The sequence below is a fragment of the Sphaerospermopsis torques-reginae ITEP-024 genome (assembly GCF_019598945.1).
Lineage (GTDB): Bacteria > Cyanobacteriota > Cyanobacteriia > Cyanobacteriales > Nostocaceae > Sphaerospermopsis.
The window spans coordinates 124,812-145,885 of record NZ_CP080598.1 but is presented as its reverse complement, the minus strand read 5'-3'; the positions used below and the strand labels follow the sequence as shown (position 1 = coordinate 145,885).

20 protein-coding genes are annotated in these 21,074 nt (G+C 36.8%); 14 read left to right on the top strand and 6 right to left on the bottom strand.

All coding sequences use genetic code 11. The features are described 5' to 3' along the window. Window positions 1-35 precede the first annotated feature (35 nt). Entirely contained in the window at window positions 36-2,600 is a 2,565-nt protein-coding gene (acnB, locus tag K2F26_RS00475; protein ID WP_220609936.1) for a bifunctional aconitate hydratase 2/2-methylisocitrate dehydratase, read from the bottom strand. A gap of 212 nt (window positions 2,601-2,812) precedes the next feature. Here acnB and K2F26_RS00470 point away from each other — a divergent pair, with 212 nt between their 5' ends. Further along, entirely contained in the window at window positions 2,813-3,838 is a 1,026-nt protein-coding gene (locus K2F26_RS00470) for a DGQHR domain-containing protein (protein WP_220609935.1), read from the top strand. A 29-nt stretch (window positions 3,839-3,867) separates the two neighbouring features. Continuing rightward, window positions 3,868-4,758, top strand: a complete 891-nt coding sequence (locus K2F26_RS00465; RefSeq protein ID WP_220609934.1) for a hypothetical protein — start codon at window positions 3,868-3,870, stop codon at window positions 4,756-4,758. A 32-nt stretch (window positions 4,759-4,790) separates the two neighbouring features. Here the strand turns inward: K2F26_RS00465 and K2F26_RS00460 are convergent, their stop codons facing one another. Then, window positions 4,791-5,051: a hypothetical protein gene (locus K2F26_RS00460; protein ID WP_220609933.1), complete on the bottom strand. Its 261-nt coding sequence runs from the start codon at window positions 5,049-5,051 to the stop codon at window positions 4,791-4,793. Window positions 5,052-5,213: 162 nt separating this feature from the next. On the opposite strand from K2F26_RS00460, the gene K2F26_RS00455 reads away from it, so the two are divergent. Together K2F26_RS00455 and K2F26_RS00450 are read left to right on the top strand one after the other, a co-directional pair. After that, the gene (locus tag K2F26_RS00455) at window positions 5,214-5,426 is read left to right on the top strand and encodes a RelB antitoxin-like protein (RefSeq protein ID WP_220609932.1); all 213 of its coding nucleotides are present in this window, start codon (window positions 5,214-5,216) and stop codon (window positions 5,424-5,426) included. Further along, window positions 5,413-5,562 (top strand): type II toxin-antitoxin system RelE family toxin, encoded by a 150-nt coding sequence (locus K2F26_RS00450; protein WP_246605482.1) that lies wholly within the window; start codon window positions 5,413-5,415, stop codon window positions 5,560-5,562. The genes K2F26_RS00455 and K2F26_RS00450 overlap by 14 nt, the downstream gene beginning before the upstream one ends. Window positions 5,563-5,808: 246 nt before the next feature. Here the strand turns inward: K2F26_RS00450 and K2F26_RS00445 are convergent, their stop codons facing one another. Together K2F26_RS00445 and K2F26_RS00440 are read right to left on the bottom strand one after the other, a co-directional pair. After that, window positions 5,809-6,186, bottom strand: a complete 378-nt coding sequence (locus tag K2F26_RS00445; protein ID WP_220609931.1) for a hypothetical protein — start codon at window positions 6,184-6,186, stop codon at window positions 5,809-5,811. Window positions 6,187-6,714: 528 nt separating this feature from the next. Further along, window positions 6,715-7,773 (bottom strand): NAD(P)/FAD-dependent oxidoreductase, encoded by a 1,059-nt coding sequence (locus tag K2F26_RS00440; RefSeq protein ID WP_220611720.1) that lies wholly within the window; start codon window positions 7,771-7,773, stop codon window positions 6,715-6,717. 102 nt (window positions 7,774-7,875) lie between these two features. On the opposite strand from K2F26_RS00440, the gene K2F26_RS00435 reads away from it, so the two are divergent. Both K2F26_RS00435 and K2F26_RS00430 read left to right on the top strand, forming a co-directional pair. Further along, window positions 7,876-8,718 carry a YaaW family protein gene (locus tag K2F26_RS00435; protein ID WP_220609930.1) on the top strand — a complete coding sequence of 281 codons (843 nt, stop codon included), beginning with the start codon at window positions 7,876-7,878 and terminating at the stop codon, window positions 8,716-8,718. Further along, window positions 8,700-10,031 (top strand): O-antigen ligase family protein, encoded by a 1,332-nt coding sequence (locus tag K2F26_RS00430; RefSeq protein WP_220609929.1) that lies wholly within the window; start codon window positions 8,700-8,702, stop codon window positions 10,029-10,031. Before K2F26_RS00435 ends, K2F26_RS00430 begins: the two co-directional genes overlap by 19 nt. Before the next feature lie 42 nt (window positions 10,032-10,073). On the opposite strand, the gene K2F26_RS00425 is transcribed toward K2F26_RS00430, so the two are convergent. Next, window positions 10,074-10,799, bottom strand: coding sequence for a hypothetical protein (locus tag K2F26_RS00425; protein WP_220609928.1), 726 nt, complete (start codon window positions 10,797-10,799; stop codon window positions 10,074-10,076). Window positions 10,800-10,919: 120 nt separating this feature from the next. Here K2F26_RS00425 and K2F26_RS00420 point away from each other — a divergent pair, with 120 nt between their 5' ends. From K2F26_RS00420 to K2F26_RS00410, 3 genes are all read left to right on the top strand, one after another. Next, on the top strand, window positions 10,920-11,441 hold the full coding sequence (locus K2F26_RS00420) for a Ycf51 family protein (protein WP_220609927.1): 522 nt from the start codon (window positions 10,920-10,922) through the stop codon (window positions 11,439-11,441). A 318-nt stretch (window positions 11,442-11,759) separates the two neighbouring features. Then, on the top strand, window positions 11,760-12,908 hold the full coding sequence (locus K2F26_RS00415; RefSeq protein WP_220611719.1) for an iron-containing alcohol dehydrogenase family protein: 1,149 nt from the start codon (window positions 11,760-11,762) through the stop codon (window positions 12,906-12,908). 120 nt (window positions 12,909-13,028) lie between these two features. After that, window positions 13,029-14,234, top strand: a complete 1,206-nt coding sequence (locus K2F26_RS00410; protein WP_220609926.1) for an aspartate aminotransferase — start codon at window positions 13,029-13,031, stop codon at window positions 14,232-14,234. 158 nt (window positions 14,235-14,392) lie between these two features. On the opposite strand, the gene K2F26_RS00405 is transcribed toward K2F26_RS00410, so the two are convergent. Continuing rightward, complete coding sequence (locus tag K2F26_RS00405) at window positions 14,393-15,238, bottom strand: Uma2 family endonuclease (RefSeq protein WP_194056091.1); 846 nt, start codon at window positions 15,236-15,238, stop codon at window positions 14,393-14,395. Between the two features lie 655 nt (window positions 15,239-15,893). Here K2F26_RS00405 and K2F26_RS00400 point away from each other — a divergent pair. The 5 genes from K2F26_RS00400 to arsB all read left to right on the top strand — a co-directional run bounded on the left by K2F26_RS00400 (window position 15,894) and on the right by arsB (window position 21,042). Beyond that, the gene (locus tag K2F26_RS00400) at window positions 15,894-16,217 is read left to right on the top strand and encodes an ArsR/SmtB family transcription factor (protein WP_220609925.1); all 324 of its coding nucleotides are present in this window, start codon (window positions 15,894-15,896) and stop codon (window positions 16,215-16,217) included. Window positions 16,218-16,412: 195 nt separating this feature from the next. Further along, window positions 16,413-17,432, top strand: a complete 1,020-nt coding sequence (locus K2F26_RS00395; RefSeq protein ID WP_437441065.1) for a PstS family phosphate ABC transporter substrate-binding protein — start codon at window positions 16,413-16,415, stop codon at window positions 17,430-17,432. Between the two features lies 1 nt (window position 17,433). Next, on the top strand, window positions 17,434-18,450 hold the full coding sequence (locus K2F26_RS00390) for an ArsJ-associated glyceraldehyde-3-phosphate dehydrogenase (RefSeq protein ID WP_220609923.1): 1,017 nt from the start codon (window positions 17,434-17,436) through the stop codon (window positions 18,448-18,450). Between the two features lie 85 nt (window positions 18,451-18,535). Beyond that, window positions 18,536-19,798: an organoarsenical effux MFS transporter ArsJ gene (gene arsJ, locus K2F26_RS00385; protein WP_220609922.1), complete on the top strand. Its 1,263-nt coding sequence runs from the start codon at window positions 18,536-18,538 to the stop codon at window positions 19,796-19,798. Window positions 19,799-19,893: 95 nt separating this feature from the next. Beyond that, window positions 19,894-21,042 (top strand): ACR3 family arsenite efflux transporter, encoded by a 1,149-nt coding sequence (arsB, locus tag K2F26_RS00380; protein ID WP_220609921.1) that lies wholly within the window; start codon window positions 19,894-19,896, stop codon window positions 21,040-21,042. The last annotated feature ends 32 nt before the right edge of the window (window positions 21,043-21,074 follow it).

Below are 21,074 nucleotides of genomic sequence, written 5' to 3'. Positions count from 1 at the left end.
TCAGGTGAGTCCATCCAGACCCACCCTAACCTATATTACACCAAAGCCGCCTGATCCTCCTTACTAATCACCCGACCCTCATCCTCAAAACCAACAATTTGATCAAAATTCAAATAGCGATACAAATTATCAGCAAAAGGATTAATTTTCTCACCCACAATATCCATATATTCCTTCACATTAGGAATACGCCCCAACAACGCACAAACCGCCGCCAATTCCGCCGATCCTAAATACACTTGTGCGCCATTTCCCATGCGATTATTAAAGTTACGAGTTGAGGTAGAAAACACTGTTGTATTATCTTCCACTCTCGCCTGATTTCCCATACACAAACTACATCCAGGAATCTCTGTTCTCGCTTTCGCACTCACGAAAACATCATACACTTTCTCTACCTTTAATTGGTGTTCATCCATTCTTGTCGGAGGTGCAATCCATAACCGCGCTTTTACCTCTCCTGCACCTTCCAAAACCTTGGCAGTTGCCCGATAATGTCCGATATTTGTCATACAAGAACCAACAAAAACTTCCTGTACTGGATCATTAGCAACTTGCGATAATAACTTAACATTATCGGGGTCATTTGGTGCAGCAACAATTGGTTCTTTGATCTCATTCAAATCAATCTCAATTACTTCTGCATATTCCGCATCTGCATCACCAGATAATAACACGGGATTGGCTAACCATTCCTCCATTTTTGCTACCCTTCTCATGATAGTTCTGGCATCACTATAACCCCGTGCTACCATATTTTTTAATAGGGCAATATTTGACCGCAAATATTCGGCAATGGTTTCTTCACTTAACTTAATTGTACATCCAGCACAAGAACGTTCTGCGGAAGCATCTGTTAATTCAAATGCTTGTTCTACTTTTAAATTAGGTAATCCTTCAATCTCCATAATTCGTCCAGAAAAAACATTTTTCTTGTTCTTTTTCTCGACGGTTAATAATCCTTTTTGGATGGCAACATAAGGAATGGCGTTAACAATATCTCTCAAGGTTATTCCTGGTTGCAATTCTCCTTTAAAACGGACTAATACCGATTCTGGCATATCTAAAGGCATTACACCTAATGCACCCGCAAAGGCAACTAATCCTGAACCCGCAGGAAAGGATATACCCAAAGGAAAGCGCGTATGGGAGTCGCCCCCTGTTCCCACTGTATCCGGTAACAACATCCGGTTTAACCAGGAGTGAATGATACCATCACCAGGACGCAAAGCCACGCCACCACGAGAGGAGATGAAGTCGGGTAGTTCCTGATGGGTTTTAATATCCACTGGTTTGGGATATGCTGCGGTGTGACAGAAACTCTGCATTACTAAGTCTGCACTGAAACCTAAACAAGCGAGTTCTTTTAACTCATCTCTGGTCATGGGTCCGGTAGTGTCCTGAGAACCCACTGTAGTCATGATTGGTTCGCAAGACGTACCCGGACGTACACCAGGCAATCCGCACGCCTTCCCGACCATTTTTTGCGCCAATGAGAAGCCTTTTCCGGTGTCCTGGGGTTGTTGAGGACGGATAAATAAATCACTGGGTGCTAAACCTAATGCTTGACGGGTTTTGTCGGTGAGGGTACGCCCAATTAATAGGGGTATGCGTCCACCAGCGCGAACTTCGTCTAAAATGGTGTCAGGTTTGAGGGTGAAGGTGGCAATAATTGTTCCCGCTTTGGTAATTTGACCTTTGTAGGGGTAAATTGTAATTACGTCACCGGTTTCCATTTGGGTGACATCGCATTGTATGGGTAATGCTCCTGCATCTTCGGCGGTGTTAAAAAAGATAGGTGCGATCGCTCCACCTAAAATATAACCTCCGGCGCGTTTGTTAGGTACACAGGGTATATCATTACCTAAGTGCCATAATACGGAATTGATTGCAGATTTACGAGATGAACCAGTACCCACCACATCCCCAACGTAAGCTACAGGATGTCCTTTTTTCTTCAAGTCTGCAATGGTTTGTAAACTTCCCGCTTGACGGGTTTCTAACATTGCCAATGCGTGTAAAGGAATGTCTGGACGGGTGGTAGCGTGGGTTGCGGGTGATAAGTCGTCGGTGTTGGTTTCTCCAGGAACTTTGAAAACCGTAACGGTAATAGCTTCGGGTAAAGTGGGACGTTCAGTAAACCATTCTGCTGCTGCCCAAGAGTCTATCACTTTTTTAGCGAATTTGTTGGTTTTAGCAAGTTCTAAAACATCGTGAAACGCATCATAAACTAAGAGAATTTTGCTTAATGCGGTGGCAGCGTTTTCTGCTACAGGGGAACTGAGTAAATCAATCAGTGATTGGACGTTATAACCGCCTACCATTGTACCTAGTAATTCTACTGCGGTGATGGGAGAAACTAGGGGACTGGTAATTTCTTGTTTCGCAATAGCAGTGAGAAAACCAGCTTTGACATAAGCAGCTTGATCAACCCCGGGGGGTATGCGATCGCGTAATAAATGTAATAATAACTCTTCTTGTCCTTGGGGGGGATTTTTGAGCAATTCACATAATTCTGATGTTTGTTTTGCATCTAATGGTAAGGGGGGAATACCCATTTGGGCGCGTTCTTGGGTATGTTGTTGATATTCTGCTAACATGATTTAGCTTTTCTCCTGCAATATCTTGTTTTCTTTATTTTATTGTAAAGGAAATGTTACAGGAGTTACGAATGGACGGAATTTGTTAGAAATAACAATTTATAACCTTACAGATTATGATATTGGGCAGAAGGTTTTTTATAGGTAAATTACTCAGAATATATGTTATACTTAGATAAGTATTCACGATTAAATTTAGCACTTTATTATTTATGACAATTGAAATTCCTGCATTTAAAATTCTTCAAAACGAGATACCTATGCTTGTTTTTATAGCTAATGCGAAAATGATTTATGAACGCTTTGATGTTTCCAGGAGAATTGATGATAAAAAACTAGGGTATCAAAGGTCTTTTTCTAAAACCAGAATAAAAGAAATTAAAAATTATATCAATGGAAAAGGTATTATACCTAATTCTATCTTAGTGAATATTGATGAAGGCAAATTTGATTATCACGAAAATAATAATTTACTCGTTTTAGAAGATACAGATTCTCTCGGTTTAATTATAGATGGACAGCATAGAGTTAATGGTTGCTATGATGCAAACCCTGATTTTCCATTAATGGTAATTGCAACTTTAGGATTATCTGTTAAGGATCAAGCAAGATTATTTGTCACAATTAACAAAACTCAAAAAGGTGTTCCTACATCTCTCTATTTAGACTTAATGGATTTATTAGAAGGAGAAATTGAGGATTTTGATGGAGAAGGAGTAACAGCAGAAAGACGAGCAAGAGAAATTGCTATTAGATTAAATGAAACAGATGAAAGTCCTTTGTATGAATTAATTAGAACAACTGGAGAAGCTGGTTTTGGCATATCTTTAAATGAATTTGTTACTCAAATTAGAGATTATGTAGAACCAAAAACAGGAAAACTAGCTAATTTAGGTTTTGAACAACAATATAAGGTTTTTGAAATTTATTTCCGTTCTGTCAAAGCAGTTTTTTTGGAACAATGGAATGATCCAAAATCATACATATTAAAAACAGTGGGATTTGGCGGACTAATGGCGGCATTTTATGAGGTCTTTAATTTAGTGATGCAGAAATATCAAATGTTTAATACTGAAAATACTATTAAACTTCTGCGATCAATTCAAGATTTTAAGTTTGATAAAGATAATTTACCTGGTGGTGCTGGTTTTAAAGCACAAGAGAAAGTTGGTGATATGATAGTAAGTAAATTAAAAAATGCAGTGAGAGAAGATTTTGCAGTGATGATTGGAGATTAACTAAAAGATTAATTTGGAGATTTAAAAGGGTGTCATTAACATTTGAGGAAATTGCTATTGCTTTTAGCAATTGTAATAGCGATGCTAAAAAGTCTTTTAAAGATTATTTGATTAATTTGGATAAATCCAAAGAAGACTATGAAAAAGGATTTATTATTTCCAATGTAAATAATTACATATTGACAGACATTGAAAAACTTTTATCTAAAGCAGTCTTAAATATTTGTGCTGCTGATAATTTGATTAAACAAGGTTATTTTAGTTGGGGTTTTGTAACTTCATACTATGCTAATTTTTTCTTAATACAAGGTTTAAATAGAACACAACTAAATTTTACCACTTGGGTATCACGTTCTATAGATTGTGTAGAAAAAGATTATCAAAAAAAGAATCTTCATATCATCGGTATTGCTAACTCATCAGATGAACATCAAAGGCAATTCAAACGATTTTTTGAAAATTTTAGTCATTTCAGAAATCGTAAAGGAATTGATAGATACTGGAATATTGGAATCAAATCTTTTGAACTTGGTAATGAACCAGAAATAAGGAATTGGATTAATTATGAGATTCGTATAGATGCTTTTTATGAATTAGATTTAGATACTATAGAATTTAATAAAATTATTAAAGATAATAGATCTTCTCCTTTTAATGAATATAAAGGAAATTCAAAACAAATTAACTATTCACGAAGTAATTTACAATTAGCTATAGCTAGGTTAAGAATGTTAACTTATACATTAAATTTTATCGCTGTGAGAAATTTAGAATATCAAAGTTATTATCAAAGAAATATGAGAAATAGATTAAAAGCGATTGATGATAAATATCCTGATGTAAGTAAATGGATTAAAGAACTTTTTCAGCAGTGGTTAATTTTCGACTCAGAACTTGTAGAAGAAGATGTGATCAAGTAATCTCTGTTAAATAATCTGATCCAACAAATATTTCATGATAATTTCAAATCCTCTAAATCATCAAAAACACCTTCAGAATCAATAACTAGAGGAGTATCTTTCAAACACCCTGAAGTTTCTTCAAAAAAATTAGCAGGCCAACCTTTTCCTTTAGGTTTATTTTCCGATTGAGAATTATCACTAGGTTTAACAATAATAGTAACTGTTAAATCAGCATTACTAATATTGACAGGAATATCTAAATGTAATATTCCATCTTGTCCAACATGAGAGTTTATAGTTATTGTTTCCATACAGATTACAAAAAGATAACTATATCATACAACAACACATTATACATCATATTTTGCATATTTTTCAAAATCTCTCAATTAAATCCTGTAAATTTTCAAATCCTGGACATCCTGATTCTGATAATATGCTATAATCTACCTAATGATTTAGGAGTAAAATCAATGCTACAAATCAATAAAAACTATGTTTTAGATCAAAATCAAAAACCAATCGCTGTACAAATTCCTATCACCGAATTTGAACAAATAGAAGAAATATTAGAAAACTATGGATTAGCAAAACTGATGGAAGAAGTAGAAACTGATGAAATTATATCTAAAAATGAAGCTATCAAATATTTAAAATCACTGAAAAATAACAATGTGGAAAGTTGAATACACCAAAAAATTTATCAAAGAATTAGCTTCTTTACCTCAAGACGTACAATCTCGCATAGAAGCAATTGTTTTTACTGAATTAGAAATAGAAAATCCCTTTGAATTAGCTTATCTTGGCAAAATGAAATGGTAAAATGACAAAATACTTCCGACTTTGAAAACGCCCTGCTTTTTAAGGCGGATTTAGGGGGATATACAAGTGTTTTATGCAACAGGAAAAAGTTGTTAGACATCCTCTGACTCCCAACTCCTGACTCCTTGAAATCCTTAATCTTCAGGGAAAGACTTTTTCAATAAACCCTATTTAGTGAGATCCCAGACTTCTTGAAAAAGTCAGGGATCTGATGATAGTCGAAAGTTGTCCAGGAATTAACAGCAATCAACCAAACCAGTTAGAAGGTTGAAAACCTGGTTGAATTGTTTCACAAAGGTGTTGACTAATAAACTCTGCTTTTGCTTGCATGATTGAAAAAATCCCTTGGTGAATCAAGTTTTGTAGATGTAATTTTTGCTCTAAAGGATTACGGGATAACTTGTGATTGAAAAAACTCTCTTTGGGATTTTCAGCTAATAATATTTGACTCTCAGAAACTCGACTATCAACACCCGGAAGACGATCAATTACAAAAGAAATTAGCTCTTGACGTAAATCAGGAATAGCAAAAACCTGTTGATAAGGTTGGTAGGGGTATGTATGCAAAACACTTTCAATTTCACTAATAACAGATTGCTGTGTTAACTTAACTACGGTTTTCATTTGTTCTTATCTCCTTTTCCATGCAAATAAATGATTGGTGCAACAAAACATTTATCTCAATACCAATTCGGTAATGATAAGCAGTGATCACCCTTTCCCACACCATACCCGACACCCCCAATTCAAGATTTAATCTTGGCAAAATATCAGAGGATTAAAAGTCCATGATATTTAGTTGTAATTTATACCTATTTAAAAATGTTATTTTCAAATAGGAATCCAGCTACTGCTTAATTACCGATGTTAGAGCTATACAAATATAATTATTTCATATTTACGCTATTTTGGTGAAAAACTACACAAAACGCAGCATAAACTATTAGGGATCAATTTTATTTACCTTTATTTACAAAAAATTTTGTTAATTATGCTTAACCTGAAAGTAAAGTTAAACTCACAATAAGATTTACATTACCTCTGATATTATTTCTATATGAAGCTGCTCCTAATTATGCCCCCGTCTGTGGGCTTAGTTTGTCTTTCCCCAGAATTATATTCTGAGGGAAGAATTAAAGTGTAATTTACATATTAAAAAAATCTTAAAAAGTCCACATCTTCCATAAATAGATGTTGCAGTTGCTGATCAATTTCAGCAGCAGCAGCTAATCCCGAAACCATTGCTCCTTCTACCAAATTTCCGCCACACCAATCACCACAACAAACTAAAGGTAAAGGAGTATTGGCAGATAAACAAGGTATATCTAAAGGAGTACGAGGAAAAGCATAACGCCACCGATGTACTTGCATCCATTGAGGATTTTCTAACCAGGGAAGTGCTAAATTTTCTGCTGCTGTTTGCAACATATCATTAGCAACAGGTTGTAAATCTTGGGTTTCTAGATGTTGTTGAGCGAACTTGGCGCTACTTTGTAACACAAAATGCGGTGGTTGTGACTGGGGACGCTTGCTACTATCGAATCCAATCCATGCTAAATCAGCATGATCATTAAAAGTTAAAGCTTTCCAATGGGGTAAAGGTTGAGAGTTGGGGGAAAATCCCGCCATGACACTAATACAAGGGTAAAACTCAACAAAATGCAAACTATCCAAAAATTCAGCACCCAATAAATTTTTACCCAAAGGCGCTAATAAATCCTCAGCTTGGGGTGCAGGAATAGCAACTATTAAACCCTTGGCTTTTAATTGTTCATTATTGTCTAAAGTAAGACACCAAGCATTTTCTTTGGTAAGATTAATCTTGATCACACGCTGATTAAATAAAATCTCTAAACCAGGAGTGAGAAATTTAGCAATACTGCTCATTCCCTCTGGTGCAACATAACGTGGACTAAAGTTTGCTGGTTGAGATATACCCTCTGCGGTTGAAAATTCATAAACCGTATCTGTCCAAACTTTCAGAACTTGCCGTTTTTGCAACAATTCCACAAAATTACTCAATAATTTACCCTTGGGTTTGAGATAACAAGCACCATGATCCGCCCAAGTTCCCTGCAAACGGCGAGTAGCAACTCTTCCCCCCACACCACGAGATTTTTCCACCACTAAAACCCCATAACCAGCTTGACGTAAGCGTTGGGCGCAAACTAAACCAGATATACCCGCACCAATAACCGCAATATCAGTAATATGAGAATTTGACATATTTCACAATTCAACCTTGACAATAACTATTAAAAGCTAATAGTAGAATAGGGTACAGACCAGCAGCACGGAAGGGAGGATGGGAAATTGGATGAACTAAGGGCGGTACTAGAGTTAGCCACCGAAGAAGAACTACAAGACTTAACAGCTATTCTGTTTAGTCGCAAATTTAATCCCCTAGATTATGTTCACACACCTGAACCCATCGAAGTGCAAAGCCAAGATCGTCAAGCTTGGTTAAATGCAATAGAAGACCGGTTTCGCTTTTTAGCGGCTGATGGGATCACGGTATTACGGGGGCGCACTGATCAAGTAACTTACCGACAAGCATTAATTCAAGTATGTAAATATTTGAAAATTCCTTATTATGAGGATTTAGCAACTGTTGATTTAGAAGCAGAGGTATTTTTGCATCTTTTAGGAAAGGTGTGGAAAAAATTGCCAAAACACGAACAGCAAAAAATTGCCACTAAAATACAACGTCAGTTATTATCATCAGATGTGCAAAAACCATTACCTCTGTCATTACAAAAAGATCCTTTAGGATTAATTTTCAAAGGTGGTAGTGCTTTGGCTGTAACTTCTGTGATTCAGCCTTATGTACTTCAACACATTGCCCGTCAATTTGCCATTCATTTAGCTACCTATCAAGTAGCCAAAGAAGCCGCAATTACGGGTACACAAGTAGCCAGCAAACAATTTCAAAGCTATGTCACAGCACAAATGGCGCGAAGGGGAATGACTGTAAGTGCAGCCCGATATAGTGCAGTTCGCAGTGTTTTTGCTGTTGTCGGACCAATGATGTGGGCTTGGTTTTTTGCTGATTTAGGTTGGAGAGCGATCGCCACTAACTATGGTCGCATTATTCCTACTATTTTCACCCTCGCGCAAATTCGTCTCACCCGTGCAGAATGTTGGGAGTTAGCTTGAACAAGGCTTTTTATCATCCTGATTCTAGTTTGCAACCTGCGTGGAACAGTCTTCAATTTGGGTTGCTTGTTTTCCCTGTCAATCCATTTTTGGGGGCTGTAACTATTTGTTTGGCAGCATTAATAACTTGGGCGAAAAAATACCGCACCATTAGCCAAAAACCCCTGCACAAAGGATTTGCAATTTTAAGTTTATTGTTGTTGATAACTACCGGGTTTGCCTCTCATAAATTAGAGGCTTTCCTGGGTTTATTCAACTTATTACCTTATTTTTTCGTATTTGCCGGATTAACTTCCTTAATTCAAACACCTACTCAATTACGGCGAATAGCTTGGATTATGATCATAGGTTCTTTACCTGTGGTAATTATCGGTTTTGGACAATTATTTTTAGGTTGGAGTTTTAAAATACAATTTCTTTGGGTGTTAATAGATTTGACAATTTCCCCTGGAGGAGATCCACCCGGACGCATGGCTTCTGTGTTCATGCACGCCAATACTTTAGGCGCTTATTTAGTGACAATTTTTATTTTAGGTTTGGGTTTATGGCTAGAAAACTATCAAAAAATCCAACAAAAACTCCAACAAAAACTCCAACAAAAAATCACAACTAATTACCGTCCTATTATTTTCTTAACAATAACAGTAATTGCTAATTTCCTAGCTTTGATTTTAACCAATTCTAGAAATGCTTGGGGAATAGCGATTATTACCTGTTTAGCTTATGCTTTATATCAAGGTTGGCGGTTGATTGTCGCTGGGTTTCTGAGTATTATAACTAGCATATTGTTAGCTGCTTTTGCACCAGGAGCGATCGCGCAATTTTTCCGTCGTTTCGTTCCTTATTTTATCTGGGCGCGGTTAAATGATCAAATGTACCCTGATCGTCCAGTAGCATTAATGCGAAAAACTCAATGGGAATTTGCTTGGAATTTAACACAACAACATCCCTTTACAGGTTGGGGTTTACGCAGTTTTAGCGGACTTTATAAAACCAAAATGCAGATAGATTTAGGTCATCCTCACAACTTATTTTTAATGTTATCAGCGGAAACCGGTGTAATTACCACTTTGTTATTTTGTGGGTTACTAATTTGGATTTTAATTACTGCTGGTAAAACTCTATGGAAATCAAAATATTTAGAACCAGAAAACAGAATCATTTTTTTCAGTTATCTACTTGCTTTTATCGGTTGGATAATATTTAATACAGTCGATGTCACAACATTTGATTTACGGTTAAGTACATTATTTTGGGTATTTTTAGCTGCCCTGTGTGGAGTGGTTTATAAATATCAATTACGCCATGAATAATCCAAAAAGAAATCTTTACCAGATGTTGATTGCAAATTTTCCTTAAATCAACAGCCAAACTGCTAAACCCCAAAAGGGAATAAATCTTAACCATCGTTTACCACTTTCAGGAGGTTCAATTTCTCCAATTAAAACTGCTTGAAATACAGTGAATAGCAATAAATCAACGCAAAAAGCAATTGTTACTCTATCATGAATCAAATCATCAATAAAATATTGGTATCTAGCGGTTAAATCGCCAAATTCAGGTCTAGCGATTGTACCCCAAATCAAAGCTATACCACCAATAATGATTCCTATCACACCAAAAACACGGGCTATTAAACCTTTACTGGGTTTTTCCTGTGGCACTTCTTGGGGTTTGGCAGCACGTACAGCCATGTAAGGGCATAAAAAAGTATTAGTTAAAAACATGGCTAAACCCCAAATCAACACTTTAGGGCATCCCTGAGAACGTTGATCAGCCAGCAACAAAGGCAAAAACATCAAAATCCACGCTTCTGCAAAGTTAAATTGTGCTTCTATCCAAGGATGTACACTGGGCGCTAACAGAGACTGAATACCCACAGCATTGAGGACGGGTAAAATAAAAAAGAAATTGATAGACTCATTCCACAATTCTTGTAAAGTCTGTGGTTGGATAGCCCAAATAGGTTCACCGGGTAAGATTTGTCCTGGTGGTGAAAGTAAAAGTATATAGATGTATGCGGCTGATAAAGTCCACAGTAGCGCCGATACTTTAGGTTGCTTAGATTGTAACACTTGCATTCATCCTACTGCTCATCGTCAAAACAGATCATAAATTTTTCTTCTTTCCTGTTTACTACCCAAATAGATATGATAACTATGCAAACGGACATCTGATAAGATACTCATTTAGCTAAACTGATGCCTACAACAGCTGATTTTCTCCAATACACCCAATGGTCAGGAATTGCTACCATAGCATTTGCAGTCCTGACAATTTTGGCTTTTATCCTCAAATGGGGTCTACGCTTTCGGCTGGTGGGTACAACCGGCTTTATGATCGTGTTAACCGCAGGTTTATTTTCTCTGTCTTTAGTACCTCTGAGTCGGACAGTCATTCCCGGTGCTGTAAAATACACCCTAGTTTATGATAACGGTTCTAACCAGGCGGTAATTGCCACAACACCAGAAATTACCCCAGAAGAATTAGAAGCAACTTTACGCCAAGCTGCCAGTAACCTTTATTCCTATGGGCGCTTAGGTGCTGGCGGAAACAACCAACTGACAATTCGCGCCCGTACCATTATCCACCCAGAACTAGGAATATCTATACCAGTTTACTTGGGTAAGGTACAACGAACCCTAGCAAGTCGTCAAGATCCTGAAATGGCGGTAGAAGTTTACTTGGATAAATTTGCCCAACTGCCAGAAGCTAAAGCTTAAAATGCTGATTGGTAATGGGTAATTGGTAATGGGTAATTGGATGACTAATAACCCAATGCCCAATGCCCAATGCCCAATGCCCAATGCCCAATGCCCAAATTTTTTGTGACTTGCAATACAATCAAGATTAATTTTAGATTAAGATAGTGAAGTCCTCCGGCTCATTATTATACAGCAATTACCTGAACAAATGCGTAAAGATTTGACAACTCCTCAACCACCCCTATTAGCAATAGGTTTCTATGGATGTCGCCACCAGAAGCCAAAATCATTAGTCTGATTGTATGAAGAATATCAAGTTTTGACATATTATTTATGATACCTAATCAATCTTTTACTCCAGCCTTGTCTACTCAAACCGCTAGTACATTATTGACATTGACTATTGCTCCGGCTAAAGTCATTCGGGGTGCGGGTGTACTCCCTTCCGCCGTGGTGGAAATTGCCCGTTTGGGAACTCGTCCCTTAATTATAGCTGGCGATCGCACTCTCTCTATTTTTCAAGAAAGTTTACAGCCGATTTTCCAAGCTGAAAATTTAGATACGGTTGCTAGTTCTTATGGTGCAGATTGCTGTGAAGCTAGTTTAAAGGCTTTACGCAAAGCTGCAAAGGAACATAAAGCAGATATCATTATTGGTGTAGGTGGTGGTAAGGCTTTAGATACGGCTAAGTTAGTCGGCCATCAATTAAATTTACCTGTTGTCACAATTCCAACATCGGCGGCTACCTGTGCAGCGTGGACGGCTTTATCTAATGTATATTCTGAATCAGGGGCGTTTTTGTATGATGTGGGTTTATCCCGTTGTCCTGATTTGCTGATTTTGGATTATGATTTGATTCAAACTGCACCTCAAAGGACATTAGTAGCAGGTATTGGAGATGCGATCGCCAAATGGTACGAAGCGTCAGTAAGTAGTGGACATTTACAAGACACTTTAATTATTGCCGCAGTTCAACAAGCGCGAGTTTTACGAGATATCCTCTTCCAAAAATCCGCCGCAGCTTTACAATCTCCTGGTAGTGAAGTATGGCGAGAAGTTGTAGATGCAACCGTATTATTAGCCGGTGTCATTGGTGGTTTAGGGGGCGCACAATGTCGCACAGTGGCCGCCCACGCAGTACATAATGGTTTAACCCATATCTGCGGACATGGTAGCATTCACGGCGAAAAAGTAGCTTATGGAATTTTGGTACAATTGCGATTAGAAGAAATGTTGCAAAGTAACCAACTTGCAGACGCAGCGAGACAGCAATTATTAAAGTTTTATGCAGAGATTGGATTACCCAAAACATTAGCAGATTTGGGATTAGGAAATATTACTTTAACTGAATTGCAAACGTCCGCAGAAATTTCCCTAGCACCAAACTCTGATATTCACAGATTACCTTTTCCTGTAGCTTTAGAACAATTGATGGCCGCAATGGTTTCTACCACTGCACCACATCAATTAAAAGTTAAAAATTAAAAATTAAAAATGGGTAATTGGTAATTGGTAATTGGTAAAAATAAACTCTTACCTTTTACTTTCTTACTGTCACCTGTCACCTGTCACCTGTCACCTGTCACCTACTTCGAGGTTTAAAAAATGAGTTTAAGTTGGATTACTCCCGCAGAGAGAATACAGAAATTACCGCCTTATGTTTTTGCTAGATTAGATGAACTCAAAGCAAAAGCGAGAGAACAAGGTTTAGATTTGATTGATTTGGGAATGGGAAACCCCGATGGTGCAACACCTCAACCGGTGATAGAAGCAGCGATGAAAGCATTACAAAATCCTGCTAATCATGGTTATCCACCCTTTGAAGGTACTGCTAATTTTCGCAAGGCAATTACTAAATGGTACAATCGCCGTTACAATGTGGTTTTAGATCCTGATAGTGAAGCTTTGCCTTTGTTGGGTTCTAAGGAAGGTTTAGGACATTTGGCTATCGCCTATATTAATCCTGGTGATATTGTATTAGTACCATCGCCATCTTATCCCGTTCATTTTCGTGGTCCAATTATTGCCGGTGGTGTAATTCACAATATCACTTTAAAGGAAGAAAATAATTGGTTAATTGATTTAAGTTCTATCCCTGAAGAAGTAGCACAAAAAGCGAAAATTCTTTATTTCAATTATCCCAGTAATCCCACCGCAGCAACCGCACCCCGTGAATTTTTTGAAGAAATTGTTGCTTTTGCTAAAAAGTATGAAATTCTCTTAGTTCATGATTTATGTTATGCAGAATTAGCTTTTGATGGTTATCAACCTACAAGTTTATTAGAAATTCCTGGTGCAAAAGATATTGGTGTAGAGTTTCACACTTTATCAAAAACCTATAACATGGCAGGTTGGCGGGTTGGTTTTGTCGTGGGAAATCGTCATGTAATTCAAGGTTTAAGAACCTTAAAAACTAACTTAGATTATGGCATTTTTTCCGCCTTACAAACAGCAGCAGAAACCGCTTTAGAATTACCAGATACCTATTTACAAGAAGTGCAAACTCGTTACCGCACCCGTCGAGATTTCTTGATAGATGGTTTAGGAAAATTGGGTTGGAATATTCCTAAAACCAAAGCAACTATGTATCTGTGGGTAAAATGTCCTGTGGGAATGGGTTCTACAGATTTTGCTTTAGATGTACTGCAAAAAACCGGCGTAGTTGTGACTCCTGGAAATGCTTTTGGTCCAGGTGGTGAAGGATATGTGAGAATTAGTTTAATTGCAGAATGCGATCGCTTGGGTGAAGCTTTACAAAGATTCAAAGAAGCAGGAATTTCTTATCAACAAGAAGCGGTAGTTTCTGTATAATCAACGTAGGGGTAGCGCCCCCGTGCCTACCCCTTGTTAATTAGGACTTACGCACGCACAAGTCACAAAAGAATGAACCACGAAGACACGAAGGACACAAAGGAAAGAGGGTTTTAGAGATATTTTGCGTAAGTCCTGTTAATGTTTAAACTCACCTTTTAAATATCATCAGGATTAACACCCAAAGACCTTAAATACGCTGCTAACTTCTCCTTTTGTTGTCGTTCTTGTTGGGCAATTTCTTCCGCTTGTTGTTGTGCTAATTTTGCTTGTTGGGCAATTTCTTCCGCTTCTAAACGGGCTTGTTTTTCAACAATAGCTCTTTCATCACCAGTTAACAACAAATTCCCCCCATCATCCCACCAACGTACCCAAGGTACACCGTCATCTTCTATTAAACCTAATTCCACACCCATAGGAGAAATTGGAAAATGTCCTCTTTCATTAGGTTGGATTTTTTGATAACTGCCATCTACTAAACGATAAACTTCTAGTAACGCTTTTCTCGCTTCAAAAATTGCGTAAAAAGGAATACGAATTGCTTGTTCATAAACCCAAAATTTCCCAGCTTTTTCCGTTGCACTGGGAGGGGTTTTATCTCTTTCTTCTTCCCCATTTCCTGACACAAACTCAATAGCAATTAATGGCGCTACAAATTCCTTCCATAACACATAAGACCGACGATAATCTCCATTTAGTTTTGGTGGTACATTAGGGACATAAAACCAATCTGGCGCTTCTGCACCTTTTTCTGGTGGATCTGTTAACCGCCAATAAATACCGCTATCCTGACCAATACAATAGTTACCATCAGGATGTATTTTTTGTAAAATTGGTTCAATGGAACTGGTTAAAACAATACTTTGGGGATGTTCCTGAAAATTTTTCACGAAATTTCCGTCTGAATCAGGTAGTTGTGTATGATCGGGTAATGTAAATTTAGGTGTATGAATATCTTGATTTGTGGGAGTAGTGGGGTTGATCACTGCTTGAGTGCTTTCCATAATAACTCCAGAATATACATTGAATTAATTTTAACATGAAAGTAGAAATTGATAATTGGTAAATGCAGATAATTTTAATTGTCTGAATCAGGATATCCAGGATTTAAGGATTTCCAGGATAGGGGTTTATTTGTTGTTGTTCAGATTTTAATTGTCTGAATCAGGATATCCAGGATTTAAGGATTTACAGGATGGGGAGTTATTTGTTATTGTTCAGATTTTAATTGTCTGAATCAAAATTTATGATGATTAATTATAAATGAATAGAATGTCATGTAGTGAATCTTAATAAAAGCAGATCATTAAAGATTAGATTTTCAGAATATCAATAACCAATTTATCAAATAATTTAAGAAAATAGACATTACAAAAATCCTGAAAATCCTCAAATCCTGGACATCCTGATTCAGACAAAATTTAATATTTGGTTTCACACAAATACGCAAAGACGCAAAGGAACACTAGAAATTAATCAATAACATCCTGTAAATCCTAAAATCCTGGACATCCTGATTCTGACAAAAACAATCTGCGTTTATCTGCGTTCATCTGCGTTTTCTATCCTGTTAATCCTAAAATCCCGGACATCCTAATTCAGATAGAAAAGCTATAATACAATATTAATAAACTTGCCCCCTGATATTATTACGAATTAATGATCACCCCCACAACCACACCCCCACACTTAATAATTGACGGCTTTCACGCCCTTTCTGACCCCATTAGAATTAAAGTCATAGAATTACTGCGTCAGCGTGAACTCTGTGTCTGTGATCTATGCGATGCTTTAGAAATAAGTCAATCAAAACTATCCTTTCACCTGAAAAACCTTAAAGAAGCAAATCTCGTTAATTCCCGTCAAGAAGGACGCTGGATTTATTATAGTCTCAACTTACCCCAATTCCAGCTATTAGAACAGTATTTAGCCGATATTCACCGTCATTCTGTACTTTCTCCCCGTCGTTCTTGTTGTGAGTAAGCAAAACTGGTAAAACCTCTTCCCAGTTTTCAGTACCCAATCCATCAATTTTTTTTGATTAATTTTTGTGTATTATGCTATCTTGGTACTTGACATATCAATTTTTTTTGAAATGATGAATACAAAGATATATTATCAAGCAGACAGGTAAAGTCAGTGAAAACAACGGCACAAAGATTAGTCCTAGCGGTGGGAATGTTAGCATTAGCCAGCAGTTGTACCAGTACATCTGACAGTTCCAGCAATATTCAGCAGTCACCACAAACCGCAACAGCCGCTACTTCCGGGACTGTATCAATCATCAAAATTGATGGTTCAAGTACAGTATATCCCATTACCCAGGCGATCGCCAAAGAATTTATAGCCAACACCAAAAACAACAGCCAAGTACAAGTAAACATTTCCGGTACTGGGGGAGGGTTTGAAAAATTCTGTGATGGGAAAACAGATATAAATAATGCCTCTCGACCAATTTCTCAAGCGGAGATGGCAATGTGTAATAAGAATGGCATCAAATACATAGAATTACCGATTGCCTTTGATGCTTTAACCATTGCCGTACATCCGCAAAATGATTGGGTAAAAGATATTACAGTAGCAGAACTGAAAAAAATATGGCAACCTGCGGCTGAAGGAAAAATTACCAAATGGAATCAAATACGTAGTTCTTGGCCAGATCGTCCTCTGAATTTATACGGTGCTGGTAAAAAATCTGGTACATTTGACTACTTCACAGAAGCCATAGTAGGTCAAGAAAAAGCCAGTCGCAATGACTACACAGCAAGCGAAGACGACGATGTTTTAGTAGAAAGCATCAATAAAGATCCCAACGCCTTGGGTTATTTTGGTTACGCATACTATGAAAAAAACCAAGACAAATTAAAAGTCGTAGCTGTTAATAACGGTAAAGGGGCAATTTTACCATCACAAGAAACAGTAGCAAAATCCAAATATCAACCACTATCTCGACCTTTATTTATATATGTGAATTTGTGGTCTAGTCAAAACCGAGGAGAGATTTATAAATTTGTAGATTTCTATTTACAAAAAGCACCAAAAATAGTTAATTCTGTAGGTTCTGTACCCTTATCAGAGGAAGCTTACAAAATTGACTATGTGCATTTACATAACGGTAAAGCCGGAACAGTATTTGCAGGTAAATCACAATTTGATTTAACCCTTGGGGAATTATTGCGTAAACAAAAGGAATTTTAACATGACAATTCGTGTAGGAATTAATGGTTTTGGACGCATGGGACGTTTAGCAGTTCGTGCTGCTTGGGATTGGAAAGAAATAGAATTTGTACATATAAATGAACTTAAAGGTGGTGCAGTAACAGCAGCGCATTTACTCAAATTTGATTCCGTACATGGACGCTGGGAAAAAGAAGTTGAAGCTGGAGAAAACCGAGTAGTTATTGATAGTAAACCCTTAACTTTTAGCGAATATTCCCAACCTGGTGAAGTTCCTTGGGAAGAATTTGGAGTTGATATTGTTTTGGAATGTTCAGGAAAGTTTAGAACTCCAGAAACTCTTAACCCTTATTTTAATAGGGGTGTACAAAAAGTAATTGTTGCCGCACCAGTAAAAGCAGAGGCGTTAAATATTGTCATGGGGGTAAATGATTATTTATATAAACCTGAAGAACATCATTTATTAACAGCAGCTTCTTGTACTACCAACTGTTTAGCCCCAGTAGTAAAAGTAATTCATGAAGGCTTAGGAATTAAGCATGGAATTATTACCACAATTCATGATAATACTAACACTCAAACTATAGTTGATGCACCTCATAAAGATTTGCGTCGTGCCAGGGCAACAAATCTTTCATTAATTCCTACATCTACTGGTTCAGCTACAGCTATCGGTTTAATTTATCCAGAATTAAATGGTAAATTGAATGGTTTAGCTGTGCGTGTTCCTTTGTTGAATGCTTCCTTAACAGATTGTGTTTTTGAAGTTGTTAGACCGACAACTATAGCAGAAATTAATGGTTTATTAAAAGCCGCTTCGGAACAAGAACCATTAAAGGGACTTTTGGGTTATGAAGAACGTCCTTTAGTATCAATTGACTATAAAGATGATCCTCGTTCTTCCATTATTGATGCCCTTTCTACAATGGTTGTTGATGAAACTCAGGTGAAAATTTTGGCTTGGTATGACAATGAATGGGGTTATGCTAACCGTATGGCGGAATTAGCTAAAAAAGTGGCTTTAAGTTTGCAGAAATAATGGTTTTTAAAAGGTGGGTTTCCTACCCTAAATATTTTTTCTCACGCAGAGAGAATTAGAGTTTGAAAAAATTGGATTTTTGATCATGGCTTCTACTACTGGTTCGGGTGGAAATTTAAGAGATTATGCTTTAGTAACCCTGGCTTATTGGGGGTTTACTGTTACTGATGGTGCTTTGCGGATGTTGGTTTTATTGTACTTCAATAAAATCGGTTATACGCCTTTACAAATTGCATTTTTATTTATGTTTTACGAGGTTTTTGGAATTGTTACTAATTTTTTAGGTGGTTGGATAGGTTCACAATTTGGATTGAAAGTTACTCTTTATAGTGGTATAGGTTTACAGGTTTTTTCTTTGGTAATGTTGTCTTTTTTAAATCCTGAGTGGGTGCAATGGTTTGCAGTTTTTTATGTGATGGTAGCCCAGGCATTTTCAGGTATTGCTAAAGATTTAACTAAGATGAGTTCTAAAAGTGCCATCCGTTTGGTTGTTCCCCAAGATGCCCAGTCTTCTTTGTTTAAATGGGTGGCAGTTTTAACGGGTTCTAAAAATGCTTTAAAAGGCGTTGGTTTTTTTGTTGGTAGTGCTTTGTTATCTGTATTTGGTTTTGTCAATGCTTTGTTAATTATGGCTGGTGGACTATTTTTAATTATGTTCACTGGTTTATTATTACCCAAGGGAATGGGCAAAATTAAAAAGAAAGTTAAATTTAGTCAACTGTTTTCTAAAAGTCAGGAAATTAATATTTTATCTGCGGCTAGATTCTTTTTATTTGGTTCGCGGGATGTGTGGTTTGTGGTGGGTTTACCTGTGTTTTTACGTGAGGTTTTAGGTTGGTCTTTTTATCAAGTAGGTGGGTTTTTAGCTTGTTGGGTAATTGGCTATGGAATTGTGCAATTTTTAGCACCTAATTTATTACAAAAATTCGGTTCTGGTCGTCCACCGGAATCTAAAACTATTCAATTTTGGACATTTACTTTAACTGCTGTTCCTTGTGCGATCGCCCTTGCTCTACAAATCAATTTACCTGCTAATATAGTTATTATTAGCGGACTACTTTTATTTGGTGTGGTATTTGCCTTTAATTCCGCAGTTCATTCTTACCTGGTTTTGGCATTTACTGATGATGATAAAGTAGCCTTAAACGTTGGTTTCTATTATATGGCTAACTCCGGTGGTCGTCTTGCTGGTACTGTATTATCTGGTTTAGTTTATCAGTTATTTGGTTTGGTCGGTTGTCTGTGGACATCCATGTTTTTTGTCTTAGCAGCAGCTTTAGTTTCTTTGAAGTTACCTAACCCCCAACCTAGTAAAAATATTGCTTGGAAAGGTGGAGATGGAGAATAGAATTTAGGTGACAGGTGACAGTTGACAGGTGACAGATTTTAAGTTCCTTGAGTGTGTAATTTTGCTGTGAATTTATTAAAGTTTTGGAGGACTATATGAATCTACATCACGGAGAAAATATAACTCCAATTAAAGCTAAAAGCAATCTGAGTTTTTTTGAAAAATACCTCACTGTTTGGGTGTTTATTTGTATCTTAGTAGGAATTGGTTTAGGTCGTTTATTTCCAGGTATTGCTGTCACCCTGGACGCTATTAGTATTTATCAAGTTTCTATTCCTATTGCTATTTGTTTATTTTTTATGATGTATCCCATCATGGTGAAAATAGACTTCACCCAAGCTGTAAATGCCCTGCGTGCGCCAAAACCTGTAATTCTTACTTTAGTCATGAATTGGTTAATTAAACCATTCACAATGGTAGTATTTTCTCAGTTCTTTTTAGGTTGGTTATTTAAACCATTAATTACAGGTACAGAAATAATTAGAGGTAGTGAAATTAGTTTAGCTAATTCCTACATAGCTGGTACGATTTTATTAGGAATTGCGCCTTGTACCGCAATGGTTTTAATGTGGGGATATCTTTCCTATGGTAATCAAGGTCATACATTAGTTATGGTAGCAGTTAATTCTTTAACTATGCTATTTTTATATGCTCCCTTGGGACGATGGTTACTAGCAGCAAATGATTTAACAGTACCTTGGCAAACTATTGTTTTATCGGTGTTAATTTATGTTGGTTTACCTTTAGCAGCAGGAATGTATAGCCGTTATTGGATTTTTAAATATAAAGGTAAAGAATGGTTTGAAAGACAATTTTTAAAATATCTTTCTCCTGTGACAATTTCAGCTTTATTAATTACTTTAGTTTTGCTATTTGCTTTCAAAGGAGAATTAATTGTTAAAAATCCTTTGCATATTTTATTAATAGCTGTTCCTTTGTTTATCCAAACTAATTTCATTTTTTTAATTAGTTATGTAGCAGCATTAAAATTAAATATATCCTATGAAGATGCAGCGCCAGCAGCTTTAATTGGTGCTAGTAATCATTTTGAAGTTGCGATCGCCACAGCAGTCATGTTATTTGGTTTAAATTCTGGTGCAGCACTAGCAACGGTGGTAGGGGTTTTAATTGAAGTTCCGGTAATGTTGATGTTAGTAGAATTTTGTAAACGTACAGCAGCATGGTTTCCCAGAGAACCGGAAAAAGCAACTTTACCAGATCCACGTTGTTTTCATTCTTCCTAGTTACAAATCATCCAGATTCAGCTATAGTATCC

Bases quoted from the DNA above. Each gene is read 5' to 3' on its own strand.
- acnB (WP_220609936.1), bottom strand. From the start codon at position 2,600: ATGTTAGCAGAATATCAACAACATACCCAAGAACGCGCCCAAATGGGT.
- K2F26_RS00470 (WP_220609935.1), top strand. From the start codon at position 2,813: ATGACAATTGAAATTCCTGCATTTAAAATTCTTCAAAACGAGATACCT.
- K2F26_RS00460 (WP_220609933.1), bottom strand. From the start codon at position 5,051: ATGGAAACAATAACTATAAACTCTCATGTTGGACAAGATGGAATATTA.
- K2F26_RS00455 (WP_220609932.1), top strand. From the start codon at position 5,214: ATGCTACAAATCAATAAAAACTATGTTTTAGATCAAAATCAAAAACCA.
- K2F26_RS00450 (WP_246605482.1), top strand. From the start codon at position 5,413: ATGTGGAAAGTTGAATACACCAAAAAATTTATCAAAGAATTAGCTTCT.
- K2F26_RS00445 (WP_220609931.1), bottom strand. From the start codon at position 6,186: ATGAAAACCGTAGTTAAGTTAACACAGCAATCTGTTATTAGTGAAATT.
- K2F26_RS00430 (WP_220609929.1), top strand. From the start codon at position 8,700: ATGTTGGGAGTTAGCTTGAACAAGGCTTTTTATCATCCTGATTCTAGT.
- K2F26_RS00425 (WP_220609928.1), bottom strand. From the start codon at position 10,799: ATGCAAGTGTTACAATCTAAGCAACCTAAAGTATCGGCGCTACTGTGG.
- K2F26_RS00420 (WP_220609927.1), top strand. From the start codon at position 10,920: ATGCCTACAACAGCTGATTTTCTCCAATACACCCAATGGTCAGGAATT.
- K2F26_RS00410 (WP_220609926.1), top strand. From the start codon at position 13,029: ATGAGTTTAAGTTGGATTACTCCCGCAGAGAGAATACAGAAATTACCG.
- K2F26_RS00405 (WP_194056091.1), bottom strand. From the start codon at position 15,238: ATGGAAAGCACTCAAGCAGTGATCAACCCCACTACTCCCACAAATCAA.
- K2F26_RS00400 (WP_220609925.1), top strand. From the start codon at position 15,894: ATGATCACCCCCACAACCACACCCCCACACTTAATAATTGACGGCTTT.
- K2F26_RS00395 (WP_437441065.1), top strand. From the start codon at position 16,413: ATGTTAGCATTAGCCAGCAGTTGTACCAGTACATCTGACAGTTCCAGC.
- K2F26_RS00390 (WP_220609923.1), top strand. From the start codon at position 17,434: ATGACAATTCGTGTAGGAATTAATGGTTTTGGACGCATGGGACGTTTA.
- arsJ (WP_220609922.1), top strand. From the start codon at position 18,536: ATGGCTTCTACTACTGGTTCGGGTGGAAATTTAAGAGATTATGCTTTA.
- arsB (WP_220609921.1), top strand. From the start codon at position 19,894: ATGAATCTACATCACGGAGAAAATATAACTCCAATTAAAGCTAAAAGC.